Here is a 21159-nt window from a genome sequence, read left to right on the forward strand (position 1 = left end):
TTACAACTAAATTCATTTTTATTTTCAAATACAATCGAAATTAAAACACGGTATTTGCTAGAGTTGAAACGATAGTTTTTATACTTTATTATGACGAATCTAATAAAAAGATTAAAATAACTAACGTTAAAATTCGTTATTTTGTCACGTATTATGAAGCTTCGAAGTTTAATTTTTTTGTTGCTATTCTCTTGGAGTAGCTTTTCACAGACCAGATCTGTTCTGGCCGATGGTCGTTGGTATCAATTTTCCATCTCCAAATCAGGCGTTTATAAAATTGACCGCAATTTCCTTCAAGGTCTAGGAATCGATGTCAATGCCATCAACCCACAGCAACTCCAAATATACGGTAATGGTGGTGCCATGCTTCCGGAACGACTCGCTGAAGCCCGCCCTCAAGATTTACAGGAAAATGCCATTTATGTTCAGGGAGAAGCTGACGGACGCTTCGATTCAGATGATTTTATTTTGTTTTACGGCCAGGGGCCTCACGATTGGAATCTAAATTTTGCCCCCGCGACTCAAGAACACCGTCAAAATATTTATTCCGACAAGTCCTATTATTATATACGCTTGGCAAATCAACCAGGGAAGCGTATTCAAAATCTCCCTGTAGTACCCGGAACTCCAGTAGCCTCTTATACCGATTACGACGGTCGACTCTTTTACGAAAAAGAAGAACGCAACCTCTTTGCTGTCGGAAGAGCTTGGTTTGGTGAAGATTTTAGTTTTCAAAACTCACAGCGATTCGAGTTGGACTTTCCCAATCAACTTCCAGGAAGCACGGTGAATATCAAAATTAGAGCGGTAGCTATTTCTTCTCTGAGTTCATCGATGAGCGTTTCGGCAAACGGAAATACAATTGCGCCCTTAACTTTTGCTCCAGCCTCTACTTCTGCTGGTAGCCAGCTGGCTTCAGCCAATACCGTAACAGGGACCATTGCAGCAAGCACCAACTCCCGAATTAGCATAGACTTAAATTACAATAACAACGGACTTCCTTCCGCAAAAGCCTATTTGGATTATATAGAAATTACGGGGAAAAAGCGGCTAGAAGGAGGTACCCGACAGTTTAATTTCAGAAATATCGCAGCCCAGGCTGCAGCAGGAACCGTTGCCTATAGCCTGCAAAACAGCAGCCAAGTTTTTGCCGTTTGGGACGTAACAACTCCATACAACGCCGGTGCACTTCAAAACACAGGAAGCGCTACAAACTTCCAATTTACAGCTGCTGGTGGTAGCTTAAAAGAATACGTGGCAGTTAACCTCAGTGACACCTACAGTCCCAACAGAGAAGAGCAAGCGCAAATACCAAATCAAAATTTACACGGCTTGTCGAACATAGAATATCTCGTGATCACCCATAATTCGCTGCTTGCCCAAGGACAACGATTAGCGGATCATCACCGAAACAATACTAGTTTAGCAACGGCTGTTATTCCATTGTATCAAATTTATCGCGAGTTTTCATCGGGCTCACCTGATGTTACCGGTATTCGAGATTTTATTAAATTTCTCTATGACCATTCTTCTACTTCGAAAAAATTAAAATACGTTTGTTTTTTAGGAGACTCATCTTACGATTATAAAAACAGACTCACGAACAATAACAATTTAGTCCCCACATTTCACGCTCGGGAAAGTTTTGACTTAGTATCCTCTTATGTTACCGATGATTATTATGTAATGCTCGACGCTACCGATGGTGGAATGGTTACCAGTGACGGAATTGACGTAGCCTCTGGAAGAATTCCTGTGAATAATCCGCAAGAAGCCCGCGTTGTTATCGACAAAATATTGAGTTATTACAGTCAACAGGCGCTTGGAGACTGGCGACAAAATGTAACGTTACTCGCTGATGATATTGACCAAGATGCCGATAAAACACTACAAGCAGGCTTGGAGGAAGTCGCAGATTCCATCAGAAAACATCAGCCTATTTTCAATGTAAACAAATTATACGCCGACGCTTTTAAACAAGAAAACTCATCGGGTGGTGAACGCTATCCTCAGGTTAAAAATGCCGTGAGTAATGCTATCGAGAATGGAACTCTGGTGTTTGATTACTTTGGTCATGGAGGAGAAGATGGTTTAGCCGATGAACGATTATTAGAAATCCCACAAATTGACGCACTCAACAACAGCCAAACACTGCCCTTATTCATCACAGTGACCTGTGAGTTTTCTCGATTTGACAATCCGCTGAGAACGACTGCGGGAGAAAAACTTTTCCGAAACCCACGAGGTGGAGCCGTGAGTATGATTACGACAACTCGAGATGTCTATATTTCTACGGGGGAACGCTTTAATAAAGAATTGGTGAAATTTGTTCTGGATTTTGAAAGAAATGGCGGAAGCATTGCTCAAAATTTAGTCAAAGCAAAAAACGTTACCAGCAGTAATCAAAAGTACTTTATATTTTACTTCGGAGACCCAGCTATGGAACTCGCTATTCCTAAACCCAATATCCTGTTGACAAAAATGAACGGGAAAGACATGTCAGTGGCCATCGATACGATGAAAGCGCTGTCACGTGTCCGATTTGAAGGAGTAGTTACCGATGCCAGCAATACGCCACTCAACAACTTTAACGGAACCCTATTCACGACTATTTTTGATAAATCAATTATAAAACAAACCCTAGATAACGACGGTTTCGGGGTAATCAATCAATTCGATTCTCAGGAAAGCAAATTATTCCGTGGTAAGGCCTCCGTTACTAACGGGCGCTTTAACTTCGAGTTCATCGTTCCTAAAGACATCCGCATTGCCTACGGTAAAGGAAAGGTCAGTTTGTATGCCCACAACAATGCAATTGACAAAGGAGGAGCTAATTTCGACGTGACTGTTGGTGGGATTAACCCCAACGCACCCAGTGATACAACAGGACCAGAAATACAAGCATTTATGAACGACGAATCGTTTGTTGAGGGCGGAAATACCAACGCCTCTCCTAACCTCGTTTTAAAATTAGCCGATATCAGTGGAATCAATACGTCCATTACCGCTGTGGACCACGATATTGTAGCCATACTGGACGGTAACGAATCGGAACCCATTATCTTAAACGATTACTACCAAACCGAACTCGATGACTTTACCAAGGGGAATGTCACCTATAAACTTCGCAATTTAAGTGAAGGAAAACACCATTTAAAAATAAAAGCCTGGGATACTTACAATAATTCATCTGAGACTTCGTTAACCTTTGTGGTTGTAAACGATGCTGGACTTACCCTCTCTAACGTGTTGAATTACCCAAATCCGTTTGTCAATTACACGGAGTTTTGGTTCAATCACAACAAACCCAATGAACCATTGGAAGTGCGAGTACAAATCTTCACTGTTTCGGGGAAGCTAGTTAAAACAATACTCCAACCAACCCAAACTACGGGAAATCTGTCGCGTTCTGTAACCTGGAACGGCCGAGATGATTTCGGAAACAAGCTAGGGAAAGGCGTGTATATTTACAAACTGAGTGTCAAATCAACCGTGAGTAATGTAGTGTCCGAGAAATACGAGAAACTCGTGATACTCTAGATAATGAGTAAAATTATATATTTGCAACATCAACAATCAGATCATCAATGAAAAAATTAACAATCCTTCTACTATGTATTGCTGGATGCATAAAAATGCAAGCTCAGCAAGGTATTACAACGGCTACCCCGTTTTTATTAATCACTTCCGATGCACGTGCAGGAGGTATGGGAGATATTGGAGTTGCTACTTCTTCGGATGCTTTTTCAATTTTCCACAACGCGGCCAAGTCTGCCTTTAATGAAAATGAAATCAGTATCGGACTTAATTACACGCCATGGCTTCGTAATTTAACAGACGATATCTTTGCTGGGAACCTGTCGTATGTTCACCGATTTAAAGAGAATGCCGCTTGGGGGGTAGACATCAAATATTTCTCACTTGGGAAAATTGATTTACGCGACAATGCGGGAACCTCTAATGGAAGTATCAATCCGAACGAATTAGCGATTACAGGTATTTACTCTTTAAAGTTAAGTGAAACCTTTTCTATGGGAGTTGGTTTAAAATACATCAACTCTAACCTAGATGTGTCTAATAATTTAGATGCTGTAAACTCATTTGCTGTAGATGTATCAGCCTACTATCGTTCTGAGGAAGAAAACTACGGAACCTTTAACGGTCGTTACCGTTTAGGTATTAATGTAGCTAACATCGGACCAAAAGTAAGCTACACTCCGAATACAGAAAGCTTTATTCCTACCAACTTAAAATTAGGAGGTGGATTTGACTTTATCTTCGACGACTATAACTTATTAGGATTAAATGTAGAATTCACTAAGTTATTAGTGCCTTCTAGCCCAAATTCAACTCGTGGTTGGTTTGATGGAATGTTTACTTCTTTAGGAGACCGTAGTTTTAGTGAAGAATTACAAGAAGTTACTTGGGCACTTGGAGCTGAGTACTTGTACAACAAAGCCTTTGCCTTACGAGCGGGGTATTTCCACGAAAGTGAAAATAAAGGAAACCGTCAGTATTTTACAATGGGGGCAGGTTTCAAAGCACGTTCATTCTCTTTAGACTTATCGTACTTGATGAATACCTCAGATGTTAACAACCCATTAGAGAACACTTTGCGTTTCTCTTTATCATTTGATTTAGGACAAATTTACGACGACTATTAATATAATTTTTTTTAGTAACTTCGTACCAAATATAAAAGCTGTCTGAAATGACGGCTTTTTTCGACTTTATACTTTATGAAAAAAATAGACATTGCTACCTCAGCACTAATTTTTGACGAGCTTTCACAAATGCCAGAAAGTGATCAAACTCTAATGAACGCAGCAATTGAAGCTAGAGCCAAGGCCTATGCTCCGTATTCTAATTTTCAAGTTGGAGCGGCAATTCTTTTGGAAACTGGAGAAATTGTAAGCGGGAACAATCAGGAAAATGCCGCCTACCCTTCAGGAATGTGTGCCGAACGAGTAGCTATCTGGAAAGCAGGTTCTACGTATCCGAATATGGTCGTAAAGAAAATCGCGATTTCCGCGGCTTCTAACACGAGTACCGTTGACAAGCCCGTAGGTCCCTGTGGAGCCTGCCGACAAACCTTATCGGAATACGAAATCAATCAAAAACAACCCATCGAAGTTTTGTTCATGGGCGAAGTAGGAAAAATTGTAAAAACAGAGTCCTTACTCTCCCTACTACCGTTTTCATTTGACAGTTCATATCTGTAAATATAAATGGCCATTTTTGTGATATTCATAAAAATGGCCATTCTTTTTAAAATTTAATTTTTATTCTTAAATAATTTGTCGTCCTTGTACGTTTACAAGTAAACTCGAGTACAATGATGAAGGCCGTTATTACAGGAACAGGAACCTATATTCCAACTATTACGAAAAAGAACGAACAATTTAACAACGAACATTTCCTACTTCCTGACGGGTCTAGTATCAACGATTCCAACCCCATTATCATTGAAAAATTTAAAGATATTACTGGAATCAAAGCCCGACGCTATGCGGAACAGACTTATAACACTTCTGATCTCGGATTTTTTGCCGCTCAAAAGGCTATCGAAACCGCCAATATTGATCCAGAAACCATCGATTATATCATCTTTGCTCATAATTTCGGAGATGTAAAACACCAAACCGTACAAAGCGATTTACTCCCGAGCTTAGCATCACGGGTAAAGCACCTATTACAAATTCAGAATCCAAACTGCATTGCCTATGACATTTTATTCGGATGTCCTGGTTGGGTACAAGGCGTTATTCAAGCCCAAGCATTTATCAAAGCGGGCATCGCCAAAAGAGCGCTGGTAATCGGAGCCGAAACACTGTCGAGAGTAATTGACAAGTACGATCGCGACTCTATGATTTACGGTGACGGTGCAGGAGCTTGTATCGTAGAAAAGAAAGAACACGGCAGCGCTGGGATCCTAAGCCATGCCAGCCAAACTTTTGCCAAAGACGAAGCCTATCACCTATTCTATGGTAGTTCTTACAATCCTACTGACGATCCTTCTATACGCTATATCAAAATGTTTGGCCGAAAAATATACGAGTTCGCGCTGACCAGAGTACCTCAAGCCATGAAATCAGCCCTGGATGAAAGTAATATCCCTATCACCGACCTCAAAAAAATCTTTATTCACCAAGCCAATGAAAAAATGGACGAAGCTATAGTAAAGCGATTTTATCGCCTGTACAAAATGGCCGTACCAGAGAATATCATGCCTATGAGTATCTACAAACTCGGGAATAGTAGTGTTGCCACGGTACCCACTTTATTAGATTTAGTCCTCAGAGGTCAAATTGACGATCAAGAAGTACAACCAGGTGATGTTATCATGCTTGCCTCTGTCGGAGCAGGAATGAACATCAACGCCATCGTATACCAATATTAGTAGGAAAAAAAATGAGTCGGTAGCACGCAAATCTAAAATGGAAATATTATTTTTGCGGATGCAACAACACAATGTACTTATATTAGATTTCGGATCGCAATATACCCAGTTAATTGCGCGCCGTGTAAGGGAACTCAACATTTATTGTGAGATACACCCCTTCAACAAAATTCCCGCTAACTTAGACGATTTTAAAGCCGTGATTTTATCAGGAAGTCCTTCTTCTGTTCGTTCAGACGAAGCACCTCACCCTGACTTGTCAGAGATTCGCGGAAAAAAACCGCTATTAGCCGTTTGTTATGGCGCTCAATATTTAGCTCATTTCTCAGGTGGTCTAGTGGCCCCATCAAATACCAGAGAATACGGAAGAGCGAATTTGTCGTTTATCAAAGAGGACGAGGTATTCTTTGACGCCATTCAAGAAGGAAGTCAAGTATGGATGAGCCATTCTGATACCATCAAAGACCTTCCTACTAATGGAGTTTTACTGGCGAGCACTCACGACGTAATTAACGCCGCATACAAAATTGAAGGAGAAACTACCTATGCCATTCAATTCCACCCTGAAGTATACCATTCTACTGACGGAAAACGCCTGTTAGAAAACTTTTTAGTACGCATCGCTGGTGTGGCCCAAAACTGGACCCCAGATTCTTTTGTTGACGAAACCGTTGCGGCCTTAAAAGCTAAAATTGGTAATGATAAAGTAGTTCTCGGTTTATCAGGAGGTGTAGACTCTACGGTAGCAGCTGTCTTACTTCACAAAGCTATAGGTAGCAACCTGCACTGTATTTTTGTGAACAATGGCCTTTTGAGGAAAAATGAATTTACCGCCGTTCTCGACCAATACGAAGGTATGGGACTCAACGTAAAAGGAGTGGATGCCTCAGAACGCTTTTTAAACGAGCTTGCCGGTTTATCAGACCCCGAAGCTAAACGAAAAGCCATCGGAAAAGTATTCATCGATGTCTTTGATGACGAAGCACACCAAATTGAAGATGCTAAGTGGTTAGGACAAGGGACTATTTACCCAGATGTAATCGAGTCTGTATCTGTAAACGGAGGACCTTCGGCAACCATTAAAAGTCATCACAACGTAGGGGGACTTCCTGATTTCATGAAGTTAAAAGTAGTTGAGCCTCTCCGCATGATTTTTAAAGACGAGGTACGAAGAGTTGGAGCTTCAATGGGGATCGACAAGGAACTATTAGGAAGACATCCTTTTCCAGGACCTGGATTAGCAATTCGTATCTTGGGAGATATTACCGCTGAAAAAGTACGTATCTTACAAGAAGTTGATGCCATTTTTATCAACGGACTCAAAGAAGACGGACTGTACGATAAAGTATGGCAAGCAGGAGCTATTCTACTCCCTGTAAACTCTGTTGGAGTTATGGGTGACGAACGTACCTATGAAAAAGTAGTTGCACTCCGCGCGGTAGAAAGTACCGACGGTATGACTGCTGATTGGGTGAACTTGCCATATGAGTTTTTACAAAAAACATCGAATAAAATTATCAATAACGTAAAAGGAGTGAACAGAGTCGTTTACGATATCAGCTCTAAACCACCTGCAACAATTGAGTGGGAATAACGTTACATATACAAAGAATTAAGTAAAGTTTTAGAAGTAAATGAAGAAGTTACAATTTTTAATTTTATCAGGAATATTGACCTTCACCATCTCTTGTGGTCAACAAAAGCGATTTGTTTCCTATAAAATTCAAGAGGGCGAAACTATGGAAGATGTAGCCAAACGCCTCGAAATTAATCGCGAAGATTTAATGCGATTGAATCCGGATGTCGGTCAAAATCCATCTCCTAATACGGTCATTGTCATTCCTAACCCTAAGATTAAAAAGGGTAATTCTTCTGCTTCTAACTCCTCTGATACCTACGCAGTCGTTGATGAAACTCCATCAGAACCCACTGGTACTAAAAACAGTGAAGAAAGCAGTACTACGAGTAATTCCGAAACTTCAGAAGGAGCCGAAGTTAGTTATCAAACTAAGGTCGTTACCAAATACGAAACACACGAAGTAAAACCAGGTGAAACCGTATATCGCATCACTAAAAATTACGGGATTACTAAGGAAGAACTCATCGCGTTAAACCCAGAATTCCCTGGAATTCAAAACAACGTATTAAGTATTGGACAGGTATTAAAAGTCAAGGCTATCGAAGAGACCATTACCCTTGATAAAGAAACCGTTTTAGAGCAATACCTTACCCATACCGTTCAGAGTAAAGAAACGGTATTTAGTATCACCAGACGCTATAATATTACCAAGGAAGACTTGTTGCAGCTCAATCCTGAATACCCTGAGCTTAAAGACAACGCTTTGGCAATAGGTCAATTACTAAAAATTAAACCTATTGAGGAAGCGAAAACTATTGAGGATATCAAATTTTACAGAGATAGTATCCAACTTGACACAGAAATCAACTTGGCAATTTTACTACCGTTCAAATCACAAGCCTACGATACTTTAAGTGCCAAAAAGATATTTACCAATAACAAATTGGGGAATATGGTGACCGATTTTTACTTAGGGGCTACTATGGCTATTGACTCGTTAAAAAAACAAGGTATTAACATCAATACCCAAGTATTCGATACGGGGAATCGCGGTAAAAATATCGAGGCGATCATCGACAACGACGAACTCGACAACGCCGATGTTGTTATCGGTCCATTTTATTCCGATAAAGTAACTGCGGTAAGCAAACACGTGAATGCACCTGTGATATTCCCGCACTATTCAAATAAGCAACACAAGCTTTCGGGAGGTAAAATAATAAAAGTAGCTCCTGAAAAAGAAGATTACGCGAATTACCTAAGTAACTATATGAAGGCTAATTATCACGGAGAGACTATTTTTCTAGTCGGCGATTCGCAAGCAGATTCTAAAAAGACCATCCAACTCTTACACCAAAACCTCAAACAGCACGATTCTATCCGTGCAATACACAGCTTGTACCCAAAGGACGGATACATTAAAAAAGAGCGTTTTACTAATAAGATGAAAGCGGGTACAAAAAACTGGGTCGTAATAGTATCTAATGATAAGGTTGCCGTTGCTGATGCTTTAAACAGCATGATTGGGCTTCCAGACGATATGGAGGTGCAAGTGTTTGCTGTAGAAAAGAACAAGGCGTATAACAGCATTGATAACAACAAGCTCGCCAACATCAACTTTACTTATGTGACGGCACAATACGCTGATGAAGCCTCACAAGAAATTCTGAATTTTAATAAAAAATACCAAGCGAAAAACAACGCACTTCCTTCTGACTATGCCATCAAAGGATTTGATATTACCTATGACACACTGATGCGTTTGGCATCAGGAAATAGTTTATCAGCTACTTTTAAAGAAGGAATCTCCTTCCGTTTGGAAAACAAATTCGACTACCGTAAAAAGTTATTTGGAACCACCAGTAACCACGGTTTGTTTATCGTTCAATACAATAGAGACTTGAGCTTAAAACGACTAAAGTAAGCTTCTTGCTAAACCGTATAAAAAAACCTCGAACAACATTCTTCTTCGAGGTTTTTTTATATGCTTTCTTTAGCGCTTATACATTTTATCGTAGTAATCCTGATATGCTCCAGAAACTACGGCTTTCACCCACTCTGGGTGTTCCAGGTACCATTGTACTGTTGCCCTTAGACCTTGTTCAAAATCCAAACTAGGACTCCAATTCAACTCTCTTTTTATCTTCGAGGCATCTATGGCATAACGGTAATCGTGACCTTTTCTATCTGTAACAAATTGTATCAAGGACTCCGAATGACCAATGGGGTTTCCGAGCAAAGCATCTGTCACCTCAATCAATAACTTTACGAGTGCTAAATTACTGTACTCATTATCTCCTCCGATAGCGTAGGTTTCCCCGATTTTCCCTCTGTGCAACACAACATCGATTGCTCGAGCGTGGTCTTCTACATACAACCAATCTCGCACATTACTTCCATCGCCGTAAATCGGCAGTGGTTTTCCATTACAGATATTATTAATACACAGTGGAATTAGCTTTTCAGGAAACTGATTCGGCCCGTAATTATTAGAACAATTAGAAATTACGATCGGTAATTGATAGGTATCGTAAAACGCTCTTACAAAATGATCTGACGAAGCCTTAGATGCTGAATATGGAGAATGTGGATCGTAGGCTGTTGATTCATCAAAATACCCTTCGTGACTTAGGCTACCAAACACTTCATCCGTTGAAATATGGTAGAATAACTTACCTGAGAAATCACCTTCCCAAGCCAAACGAGCTTCTTGCAATAAGGTCAAAGTTCCCATGACATTTGTACGTGCGAAATGCAAAGGATCTTCGATAGACCTGTCCACATGAGATTCCGCTGCCAAATGCACTACCGTATCAAACCGATGCTCTTTAAACAACTTCTTAACTAATGACGCATCACAAATATCTCCCTTTACAAAGCTGTAATTGGGTGCCGCTTGCACACTTGTTAGATTGTTTAAATTTCCTGCATAACTCAAACTATCAAGATTTACTAGTTGATAGTTTGGGTACTTCTCTACCAATAATTTGATTACATGAGATCCTATAAAACCAGCACCACCGGTCACCAAAATTCGCTTCATCTATTATTTCTTATTTGCTGCTACTATATTCATTAAATACTGCCCGTAATCACTTTTTGCGAGTGGTTTTGCCAGTTTTTCCAATTGGGCCAAATCTATATACTTCATGTAGTAAGCAATTTCTTCAATACACGCAACTTTCAGACCTTGGCGTTTTTCTATGGTTTCAATAAACTGGCCTGCTTCCATCAACGAATCATGAGTTCCTGTATCGAGCCAAGCAAAGCCTCTACCCATCAAGGAAACTTTCAAGTTTGAAGCTTCTAAATAGGCTTGATTAACACTTGTTATTTCTAATTCTCCACGTGCTGAAGGCACTACTTTTTCCGCAATATCCACTACTGAATTCGGATAGAAATACAAGCCTACCACCGCGTAATTTGACGCCGGTACCACAGGTTTTTCTACGATAGATTTAGCGGTTCCTTCTTCGTCAAAACTCACGACACCATACCGTTGTGGGTCTTTTACATAATACCCAAAAATAGTCGCCTTTTTTTGTTGCGTTACCATAGTCACGGCTGCATTTAACATTTCAGGCAATCCGTGCCCATAGAAGATGTTATCTCCTAAGATCAAACACACGTCATCGCTCCCAATAAACTCCTTCCCGATTATAAAAGCTTGGGCCAAACCATCGGGTGAAGGCTGTTGTTCATAGCTCAAAGAAACTCCTAACTCTTGGCCATCTCCCAACAACTGTTCAAAGTTTGGCAGGTCGTGAGGTGTCGAAATAATGAGAATTTCACGAATACCCGCCAGCATTAATACCGACAATGGATAGTAAATCATCGGTTTGTCATAAATTGGTAAGAGCTGTTTAGATACGGCCCTCGTAATGGGATACAATCGAGTTCCTGCACCTCCTGCTAAAATAATTCCTTTCATTGGGACTACTACTAAATTCTAAGCTAAGGTATCCATTCTGAGATATGAAAACAAAAAAGCTCAGAGATATCTGAGCTTTTTATAATTATTTTATCAATTTGAGTATTGCGTTTTTAATTCGCAATCTGTCATCATCAGTCAAATTAGACCCTGACGGTAAACAAAGTCCATGATCGAACAACGATTCCGCAACCCGATCTCCATAGTATGGATATTCCTCAAAGATGGGTTGTAAATGCATAGGTTTCCAAAGCGGTCTCGATTCGATGTTTTCTTCCTCCAATGCCAATCGAAGTGTTTCTCTCGAAAAACCGGCTAACGTTTCATCTACTACTATTGCAGATAACCAATGATTGGAATGATAACGTTCATTAGGTTCTTTTAAAATAGTAACTCCTGACACATTTTCAAACAAATCGTGATAAAACCTATGATTATCTCTACGAAATCCAACATGCTTATCCAATACTTCCATTTGTCCTCTACCAATTCCAGCCGATATATTACTCATACGGTAATTATATCCGATATGACTATGTTGATAATGTGGTGCAGCATCTCTTGCCTGAGTTGCCAAAAAAACTGCCTTTTTCTTATCCTCTTCCTGATTGCAAACCAAAGCACCTCCTCCAGAAGTCGTGATTATTTTATTTCCATTGAATGACAGTATTCCGAAATCTCCAAAAGTTCCACAACTTTGGTTATCAAATCTAGAACCAAGTGCCTCTGCGGCATCTTCAATAAGTACTATTTCGTATTTTTTAGCTATCGAAACAATTTCGGAAAGTTTTGCTGGCATTCCGTACAAATGCACTGCAATAATAGCTTTAGGTTTCTTCCCTTTTTTTATTCTGTCTTGAATTGCTATTTCCAATGCTTCAGGACACAAGTTCCAAGTGTCTCGTTCGCTATCGATAAATACCGGAATTGCTCCTTGATATCGTATTGGATTTGCAGAAGCTGAAAACGTCATGCTCTGACAAATTACCTCATCTCCTACTCCTACATTTGCGAGTATTAACGCTAAGTGAATTGCAGAAGTACCAGAAACCAAACAAGCTACCTTTTTCCCCTCTCCAACATAATTTTCTAGATCCTTTTCAAATCCAGCGACATTAGGTCCCAAAGGTGCTACCCAATTAGTTTCAAAAGCTTCTTGTACATATTTTTGTTCACCTCCTCCCATATGAGGTGAGGATAACCATATTTTTTCTTTCATTTTACTAATAATTTCTTCGAAAAACGGTTTTTAAAATTAGGTTTATATCACCTATAAAACTTCGATTATAATAATAATCTAGATTAATTCTAACCTTTTCAGGATAAATAACTTCATCGTTATATTTTTTAGGGTCCTTTTCATTTGCCAGAAGCTCTTCTTCATTGGAAAATTTTAAGCTTGCTGGCCCAGTAATTCCAGGCTTCAATTTCAAAATTAACCTATCTTCACCTTTGAGTTTATCAGCATAACCAGGAACATCAGGTCTAGGCCCCACAAAACTCATATCTCCTTTTAACACATTCCATAGTGCTGGTAACTCATCTATTTTATACTTCCTTAACGCGGCACCCAATTTTGTAATTCTCTTCTCTCCTGCAACTGAAACAGAACTTCCTGTATGCGATGAGATCATTGTCCTAAACTTATATAGAACAAATAACTTGCCATGTAAGCCCACTCTTTTTTGGGTGAATATAGCACCCCCATCAGGCATTTTAACCCTAATAAGGATGTATACAACTAGTAAAAAAGGAAAAAGGATTACCAATCCAAACAAAGCAAAAACCTTATCAAAAACCAACTTCATAACTTATTAACGAATTTTAAACAACAACAAAATTTTAAGGATATTTTCGGGCAAATACATGATAATAAAGTGCCTCAGAGAATATCGATAAAAACTTAATCCAGAGACATATTTCTTCTTGATTAAAATATTAAATTTTTGTTCTTTCTTCCTTCTATCAATAATTTTATCTTCATATCTAAACTGCAACAACGGTTTTTTGATATTCCTAATTTTAATATTTTGATTAGCAGCTCGTAACCACAATTCATAGTCCTGACTTTTTTGTAACATTTCATCATAAAACCCAATTTTACTGAAGACAGTTGCTCTAAACATAACACTAGGATGAATCAATTCACAATTTTCTAATAAGGATCTAAAATCTACATTAGGCATCACCTTTTTATACCCTATAAGCTTTGAATCATTATCTATAAGATCAGCTTCAGAACCGAGTATGTCAACATCTGTATAATCTTTCAAATAACTAATTTGTTTCTCAAATCTATATAAATAGGATATATCATCAGCATCCATTCTCGCGACAAATTCAACCTTTAAATCGAGTGCCCTTTTTACTCCTTTATTTAATGCCGTAGGCAACCCCACATTCTTTTCTAATCTTATTACTTCAACTCTTTTGTCATGGATTGTTTTGAGAAAATCTTCTTGATTACTATTTAAAGGTCCATCAAGGACCAAAATCAACCAAAAATCTCTAAAGCTTTGATTCAAAATACTATCAACAGCCAATTTTAGGAGTTCTAAATTATCTCCTTTATAAGTAGGCAAAACTACAGCTAACTTAGTCATTTAATTTTATCATATATAAATTACGAACTCCTTCATGTACAGAATCAAAAAATACCATCTCTCCATTTGAACTAAACCTAGGATGCAAATCACATCTAGTCTCTCCATAATAGTCTAATGACTCATAAAACTCCCCAATTTTTTCCAATTTATTTTTATCTAGATGATAGATAAACAACTCTTTCATTCTAGATTTGTTAGGGTAGGTATCAAATAAAACTTTATCCTCGTAATAACTAGGATGCCCATCTCCATATTGATCTAACTTTCCTTCTCCCAAAATCGACTTAATTCTTGACTTTACATCTAAAACAAAAAACTTATCACCTAAATTTTCATCTCTCAAATAAGCAATAATAGTATCATTATCCTTCCAACAACAATGACTAACCATACCATCATCTGATAACTTAGTAATAGTATCGCCGTTTTTAGAACTCACATACAAAGTATCGAATCTTTGACCATTAGGGGTAAACCATCTATGCATGAACATAAACTTTGTCCCATCTGGTGATATCATTATATGATTAAACTTATGACGAGCATCAGTCATAGAATTTTTGAAATTTGATTTAATAATACTTGATAAGCTAATTGAAAGTTCAGATTTACCAGTGGATAGGTCAAGGATATAAATTCCATCATTACCGTTATCTTTCCAATCGATTAAGCTCTTCTTGTTAAAATAAGCATAATCTCCCCTAGCAATATTTAATCTTTCAAAATTCAAACTCAATGCATAATCTCTGGTTGAATCATAAATTGGTCTATTAAAAATCTTTAATTCAGAAGATTCAATATTATAAATTTTTGCTCCATAATCCTTTCTTTTATCATCGTAATAGTTATAAATAAATTCATGATCTGAAATCCACATTAATTTACATCCTTGTTGCCAATTATAAGAATTAATTGAATCGACGATTTTATACGAATTATCCAAAATTGACCAAACAACAATATTTATTTCTTTCATTGGGTTCGGAACTTCCTTTGTCGAAAACGATGAAGACTGAAAAATAACATGACTATTTAATCTATTAATTGGCGTTTTATCATAATATCCAAAAAAAGACTCTTCTTCATTATAGCTAATCTTATTAAGTTTAAAATCACTCTTAAAACTATAGTCCTTTCTATAGATTAAATAGTTCAACTCTTGATATTTCCTTTTAACCCATACTTTAAAGTCTGGGTTAGAAGATAACAATCTTGCTATTCCTTTTTCAATAAAATTATAATTACTAGACATAAAAAATTATTTTCTTTTTAACAATCCAAAATATATTCCAAACGAATAAAAATTCATCGTAACCATTGAAATAATAGCTCTTTTAAAATCAAATTTTTTGTAGATAAGATTAAACAAAAACAATACACCAAAAATTACTGAAGTAACGTTCAAATCAAAATATATCAATACACTCAACAATAATGGCAGCTGAATAAAATGAAGCCAATACCTCATAATTACGACCTTAATTGTTCTCCTAGTTAACGGTGAATTTGCTATTACCATTCCTGGTATAAAAATATTTCTCGTTAGCAGATATCTTTTAACGAAAGAAACTTTTTTTGTTTTATAATCCTTGTGGATAGCCATGGTAGTGTTAATTCTCTTAACATCATAACCTAATGCCAATACTCTTAACATCAAATCAAATTCCTCACCTATTCTGTACTTATCTGAAAATCCTCCTGCTAATAAAAACTGTTTTCTCTTATAAATAAAAGTTCCTCCAACCCCATCATAAATATTCTCTTCTTCTCGTTTTACCCCCCAATAATTAGAGTTCATCCAGGTTACTTGACCTTCTTTGTCAATTACATTAAAAATCAATTCACCACCAACTCCTACCACGCAAGGATTTGTTTTTAAATATTTTAATGCGGTAACCAACCAATTTTCGTCCACCTGTGTATCTCCATCTAAAAAAAACACATATTCTGTATCCAACAACTCTACCCCAGCATTTCTGGCAATTCCTGGACTACATTTTCCTGTTAATTGTATAAACTCTACATTATGCTTCCTTGCGATATTTAGTGAATTATCCTCTGAGTCACTATCTACATATACCAGTTTGACCTCTTCGTTAAAGTTCTTTTTAAATACTTTAACAGATTTTTTGACAGATAAAAAAGTTTCCTCTAAAACCTTCTCTTCGTTTTTTCCTATAACAACTATTCCTAGTATATTTTTTTTCATCAATTAAACAATTCTAAGTTATACTGATAAGGTACCAAAAAATACCTCTCTCCATTTAAATAAATAGTTCTCCAATAATATCCGACTATCAATATTGTCAACAACAAAAAAACAAATCGTTTCAACTCAACACTCTTAAAACTTGCCAAAATTAATGGGATTAATATTAAATGGATAACAAAAAAGTAGTTATTTATTCTCGTAAATAACATATAAAACGTTCCTTCTCCATGGAGTAAAGCTAAAGCTATGAAAATAAATGAAAATAGATTCATATTAAGCAATAGAGACCTATATTTTTCTGGTAAATTTATTTTCCTTTCAAAAAGTATAATACACAATGACAATACAAAAAATAAAAATATTGCAAGACTGGCTTGGACATCATATTCTCGACTTCTATTCAAATAATGTGCATACGGGGTGAAACTTAGTAATTTAGGTATCAGTAATCCAAAAGCTACAGATGTTGTGATAAGTAAAATTTTTTTCTTAAAACCGATATTCTTTCCAAGAATAAAATAAAAGGGTATTAAAAAAAATGCCGATGCATGTGCCATAAATCCGGTAGCTACTAAAAGTAATAGATACTTCCTAAAATTTCTTTCGATAACATATTTTAAACTGTATGCAAAAACAGCAATTGCAATCGATTGTCTTAAACCATTAAAAGAAGCGAAATAATAGGGACTAATACATAAAAATATAAGCATCGCTAAATAAAAGTTAGCCTTAAAATACTTTACGAACTTATAAATATATATTTGGTAGAATACCGAACAAAATAAAAACATCAACTGAGAAGTTCCCCCGATAAAAACAATACCTTTAATTAAAAACACAAAGCCTAGTTCTTTCAAAAATAATATATCAAAATCACTATTTTCAACTAAGTGAAAAATTCTTTCGTAGGATTCATAATCAATTCCTACCTTATACCTCAATCCAGAGAATCCGATAAATAAACAAGAAATTAAAAGCTCATAAAAATAATTATGTTTTCCCGTTACTCCTAACCCGGTAAGAATAAATAATAATCCAAGTAGATAAAAATATGCTTCCATTTATTTTACTAAAATACTGATGGCCTCATCGATATTGTTAACATTTTTATAATACTCATCTTTTTTGAATACAAACTTATTTACTGCTCTTTGTACCAATTTGAAACAAAATTTACATAGACTAATGGCCAGTCCAAAATAAAAATGTGATTTTTTAACTTTTCTAAAACTTTCTTTTAATATGATATTTTTAATAGATCGATTATTTAACAACGAAACAAAAATGAAATAATTTATATCAAAAGAGTCCATCTCTTTATCTAATCCAAAATCCATAGCAGCTTTCATTCCGCTCTCCCCCCAAATAGTTTCTACACTATAGAACTCAGGTATTTTGTAATGCCATTGATAATCTTGTTTGTACTTTAAATGAGGAGCATCTGATAACTTCCCCCTATGTCCCCCTTGTTGATTCTGAGAAGTAGTACTTTGAGGGCATGCTCCTGCAATGGATATGGGTAAATTGATAATTACGTGGTTTTTCACTAAAGAAGCTAATGATATTGTAGAATAAATATCTGGTGACAGTCCACCAAAATACACCCCTATTTTTTCCTTCACCTTTTCTAACAACGATCGGTGAATAATTCCGTGATATAACCTTGGCAAATAATACTGTTGATAATCGATTATCCCATAGTTAAACAACTTTGATATGGTTTTTGGAACATCAATACTTGTTATCTTAGATGTATTTTTAAATCTCGATACCCTTAACGTACCATTATTATCTCCATTGGGCCAAATATAGGCAGGAAGACAAGTAGTACAAATCGATTCAATATGCTTTTGCTTAGCGTACTCAACCATTTCAAATAAAAACGGTAAAACTGAATCATCATCTCCTATCATACAGATATACTCGCCAATTGTTCTCTCTGCGGATAAATTGATGTTTTCAATAGAAGATAATGGTGATCCTATATAAAAATATTTTAATCTAGAATCGTTTAGACTCAAGACAAACTCTTGCAATGAATCATCATCAGAATTATCTTGAATTACTAGTTCAAAATTTTCATATGAATTGGCAAGAATTGTTTTAATTGCCTCTTTACAATACTTTTGTCTATTCCTAGTAGGAATACATATACTCAATAGCGGGTTCTCCTCTATTTTCATGTTTAATTCTTTTTAAATTTTGATAGTTTTCCATTTATAAACTTAAAGACATCTATCCCCATTTCAACTTTCATTAAATATGTCGTAGTAAACAAACTAACAAACACGAGTATTAAAGCCAAAATTAGTTTTATCCAAAATATCATCGAATACTCAACTATAAGAGCTGCTAGAAAAGTATACAACAATACTAATCCAATAAAACTCATCGTTTTTCTGTGTAGTTTTATATTGAATAAATTCAAGTTTATGAGATACATAATCCCAAAATGAATAAGTATCAAAAATGTATGCGCTATACCCAATCCTTTTAGCCCCCATAAATTAAATCCAACAATAAAAACGATCAGGTGAATAAATCTATAAATCAAAGAAACTATTAAAAACAATTTTGCTTTTGATTTTGCAACCAGAATCATATCCATTGGATTTGATGCTATAGTAAAAAGCACCCCGTAAATAGCATAAATAATGAAATCATTTGCTAAAATAAATTTTTTAGAGTAAAATAGTTCTAAAAAAAAATTAGAGCATAACAAGAAACAAACAACCAATGGTCCCAACATTAAAAAACCAACTTTAATTTGGCGATTTAACTCCTTCTCAAGCAATAAATCGTCTTGATTTATTGCAGATATTCTAGGGTAATAATCCGTGATCAATGCTGTTATGACAATACCAAAATACCCTGTTAAAATAGTGCTACCTACTTGAAACATTCCTACAATTTCAATTGTAGAATGTTTTAATATATAGGATTTTAATAAAAATTCAACAAAAAATGCTAAAAATGAAGTTATCATTATTGTGGCCCCCATCTTTAACATTAACCTGCTATCATTCCAAACGGTTTTCGCGGAAACAACCACCTTCTTTATTTTCAAATTATACACAAACAACTTTGGAACAAGAAAATAAAACAGGCTCACAAATAGCAATGCAAAAACAATCCCCTGATGTTTAAAGTAATAATAGACTATTGCTGCAAAAAAACACCCTATCAAGGTTGATAGGATACTCGATTTCGCCAAAGCATGTAAATGCCTTAAACCTTTTAGAATTGATAACTGAATCTCACCTAGAATATAAAAAAACACCGTGATAGACACCACTAAGAACTCATGGGTATGCTCCGTATCATTAAATATCCAAAAGCTTAACTTAGGAGCTAAAAACACGGTCAACAATAACCCAAAAATTCCTGTATAAGTTCCTAATCTATTAACAATTTGAACCTTTTTCGATAGTTCTGGTTTTCCGTTTAACTCGGAAATATCCTTTACACTACTCTGAGAAACACCCACGTCACCAAAAGTCTTCAAGGTATTGATAGCTGATTGATACATCCCTATCATTCCAATACCACTCGGTCCTAAAAAAACTGCTACTAACTTATTTAAAACAATCTTAATCAGAACATTAACAACTTGTACTCCACCAAAAAGAAATGTCGATTTAAAAATTCCTTTATATCCCTCCTTTGTACTACTCAAGTCTATTTCTTTTTATTTTGACTAAACTAAATGGTCCCAGAATCCACATGAATATTTTGTCCGGTAATCGAAATAGCTTTATCGGAAAGCAAAAATTCAACAGTTTCCGCGACAGATTCAACAGATGTAGGAATTTTCAAACTAGTTCTTTTATAGATTCTATTCTTTTGATCAGCACTCAAGGTACTAGACATATTTGTCTCCATAAATCCTGCCACTAGGGCATTAGATCTAATTCCTCTTTCTCCCCATTCTCTAGCCAAATTCTTTGAGAATGCTTCTAGGGCACCTTTAGTAGAGGCATACATCGCTAACCCTTTATATCCGGTATGAACACTTATAGAAGAAAGGTGAACGATACTCCCTTTTATCCTGTTTAATAACATTTGTCGAATAACATATTTCGTCAATATTAACGGAGAATAAACGTTAACCTTGTACATTTTATCCAAGCTTTCGAGACTCATATTAGTGATTATGTCATCGTACGCCATTGCTGCATTGTTAACATAGCCATGTAAAGGAGTAGTAAGTCCTATAAAAGACTTAAAAACTACATCTCGTATATCTTCTGGATTGGATAAATCATACTGCAGTATTTTTAAATCATCTAAGAATTGATCCTTCAAGAGTTCTAATTCAGGACTTAAACTTCTATTAACAGCATAAACACAATATCCTTTAGCTAATAAGTCTTTTGTTATACACAATCCGAGTCCTTTAGAGGCTCCTGTTACTAAAATATTTTTTTTCAT

Annotated in this window: 17 protein-coding genes; 6 read left to right on the forward strand and 11 right to left on the reverse strand. The window is 36.3% G+C overall.

Annotated elements, in window-relative coordinates; translation table 11 throughout:
- The first annotated feature begins 141 nt into the window (after window positions 1-141).
- From porU to ACXAG7_RS17460, 6 genes are all read left to right on the forward strand, one after another.
- A complete protein-coding gene (gene porU / locus ACXAG7_RS17435; protein ID WP_476667617.1) occupies window positions 142-3540 on the forward strand; it encodes a type IX secretion system sortase PorU in 3399 nt (1132 codons plus the stop codon).
- Between the two features lie 47 nt (window positions 3541-3587).
- On the forward strand, window positions 3588-4664 hold the full coding sequence (porV, locus tag ACXAG7_RS17440; protein WP_408045188.1) for a type IX secretion system outer membrane channel protein PorV: 1077 nt from the start codon (window positions 3588-3590) through the stop codon (window positions 4662-4664).
- Between the two features lie 75 nt (window positions 4665-4739).
- Entirely contained in the window at window positions 4740-5222 is a 483-nt protein-coding gene (cdd, locus tag ACXAG7_RS17445) for a cytidine deaminase (protein ID WP_408045189.1), read from the forward strand.
- 113 nt (window positions 5223-5335) lie between these two features.
- A complete protein-coding gene (locus ACXAG7_RS17450) occupies window positions 5336-6400 on the forward strand; it encodes a 3-oxoacyl-ACP synthase III family protein (protein WP_476667618.1) in 1065 nt (354 codons plus the stop codon).
- Window positions 6401-6458: 58 nt separating this feature from the next.
- A complete protein-coding gene (gene guaA, locus ACXAG7_RS17455) occupies window positions 6459-7994 on the forward strand; it encodes a glutamine-hydrolyzing GMP synthase (RefSeq protein WP_408045239.1) in 1536 nt (511 codons plus the stop codon).
- Window positions 7995-8034: 40 nt separating this feature from the next.
- A complete protein-coding gene (locus ACXAG7_RS17460) occupies window positions 8035-9903 on the forward strand; it encodes a LysM peptidoglycan-binding domain-containing protein (protein ID WP_476667619.1) in 1869 nt (622 codons plus the stop codon).
- A gap of 69 nt (window positions 9904-9972) precedes the next feature.
- Here the strand turns inward: ACXAG7_RS17460 and rfbB are convergent, their stop codons facing one another.
- From rfbB to ACXAG7_RS17515, 11 genes are all read right to left on the reverse strand, one after another.
- Window positions 9973-11022: a dTDP-glucose 4,6-dehydratase gene (gene rfbB / locus ACXAG7_RS17465; protein ID WP_476667620.1), complete on the reverse strand. Its 1050-nt coding sequence runs from the start codon at window positions 11020-11022 to the stop codon at window positions 9973-9975.
- A 3-nt stretch (window positions 11023-11025) separates the two neighbouring features.
- Window positions 11026-11910 (reverse strand): glucose-1-phosphate thymidylyltransferase RfbA, encoded by an 885-nt coding sequence (rfbA, locus tag ACXAG7_RS17470; RefSeq protein WP_476667621.1) that lies wholly within the window; start codon window positions 11908-11910, stop codon window positions 11026-11028.
- An 85-nt stretch (window positions 11911-11995) separates the two neighbouring features.
- Window positions 11996-13129, reverse strand: a complete 1134-nt coding sequence (locus tag ACXAG7_RS17475; RefSeq protein WP_476667622.1) for a DegT/DnrJ/EryC1/StrS family aminotransferase — start codon at window positions 13127-13129, stop codon at window positions 11996-11998.
- Window positions 13130-13133: 4 nt separating this feature from the next.
- The gene (locus tag ACXAG7_RS17480; protein ID WP_476667623.1) at window positions 13134-13718 is read right to left on the reverse strand and encodes a sugar transferase; all 585 of its coding nucleotides are present in this window, start codon (window positions 13716-13718) and stop codon (window positions 13134-13136) included.
- A 6-nt stretch (window positions 13719-13724) separates the two neighbouring features.
- Window positions 13725-14513 carry a glycosyltransferase gene (locus ACXAG7_RS17485; RefSeq protein WP_476667624.1) on the reverse strand — a complete coding sequence of 263 codons (789 nt, stop codon included), beginning with the start codon at window positions 14511-14513 and terminating at the stop codon, window positions 13725-13727.
- Complete coding sequence (locus ACXAG7_RS17490; RefSeq protein WP_476667625.1) at window positions 14506-15768, reverse strand: TolB-like translocation protein; 1263 nt, start codon at window positions 15766-15768, stop codon at window positions 14506-14508. The genes ACXAG7_RS17485 and ACXAG7_RS17490 overlap by 8 nt, the downstream gene beginning before the upstream one ends.
- Before the next feature lie 6 nt (window positions 15769-15774).
- Window positions 15775-16725 carry a glycosyltransferase family 2 protein gene (locus ACXAG7_RS17495; protein ID WP_476667626.1) on the reverse strand — a complete coding sequence of 317 codons (951 nt, stop codon included), beginning with the start codon at window positions 16723-16725 and terminating at the stop codon, window positions 15775-15777.
- Window positions 16725-17789: an EpsG family protein gene (locus ACXAG7_RS17500; RefSeq protein WP_476667627.1), complete on the reverse strand. Its 1065-nt coding sequence runs from the start codon at window positions 17787-17789 to the stop codon at window positions 16725-16727. The genes ACXAG7_RS17495 and ACXAG7_RS17500 overlap by 1 nt, the downstream gene beginning before the upstream one ends.
- Entirely contained in the window at window positions 17790-18911 is a 1122-nt protein-coding gene (locus ACXAG7_RS17505) for a glycosyltransferase family 2 protein (RefSeq protein ID WP_476667628.1), read from the reverse strand. It lies immediately after the preceding gene.
- A gap of 2 nt (window positions 18912-18913) precedes the next feature.
- Window positions 18914-20404, reverse strand: a complete 1491-nt coding sequence (locus ACXAG7_RS17510; RefSeq protein WP_476667629.1) for an oligosaccharide flippase family protein — start codon at window positions 20402-20404, stop codon at window positions 18914-18916.
- Between the two features lie 26 nt (window positions 20405-20430).
- Window positions 20431-21159, reverse strand: a complete 729-nt coding sequence (locus ACXAG7_RS17515) for an SDR family NAD(P)-dependent oxidoreductase (protein WP_476667630.1) — start codon at window positions 21157-21159, stop codon at window positions 20431-20433.

The sequence above is a fragment of the Tenacibaculum sp. AWR4_210 genome (genome assembly GCF_056160945.1).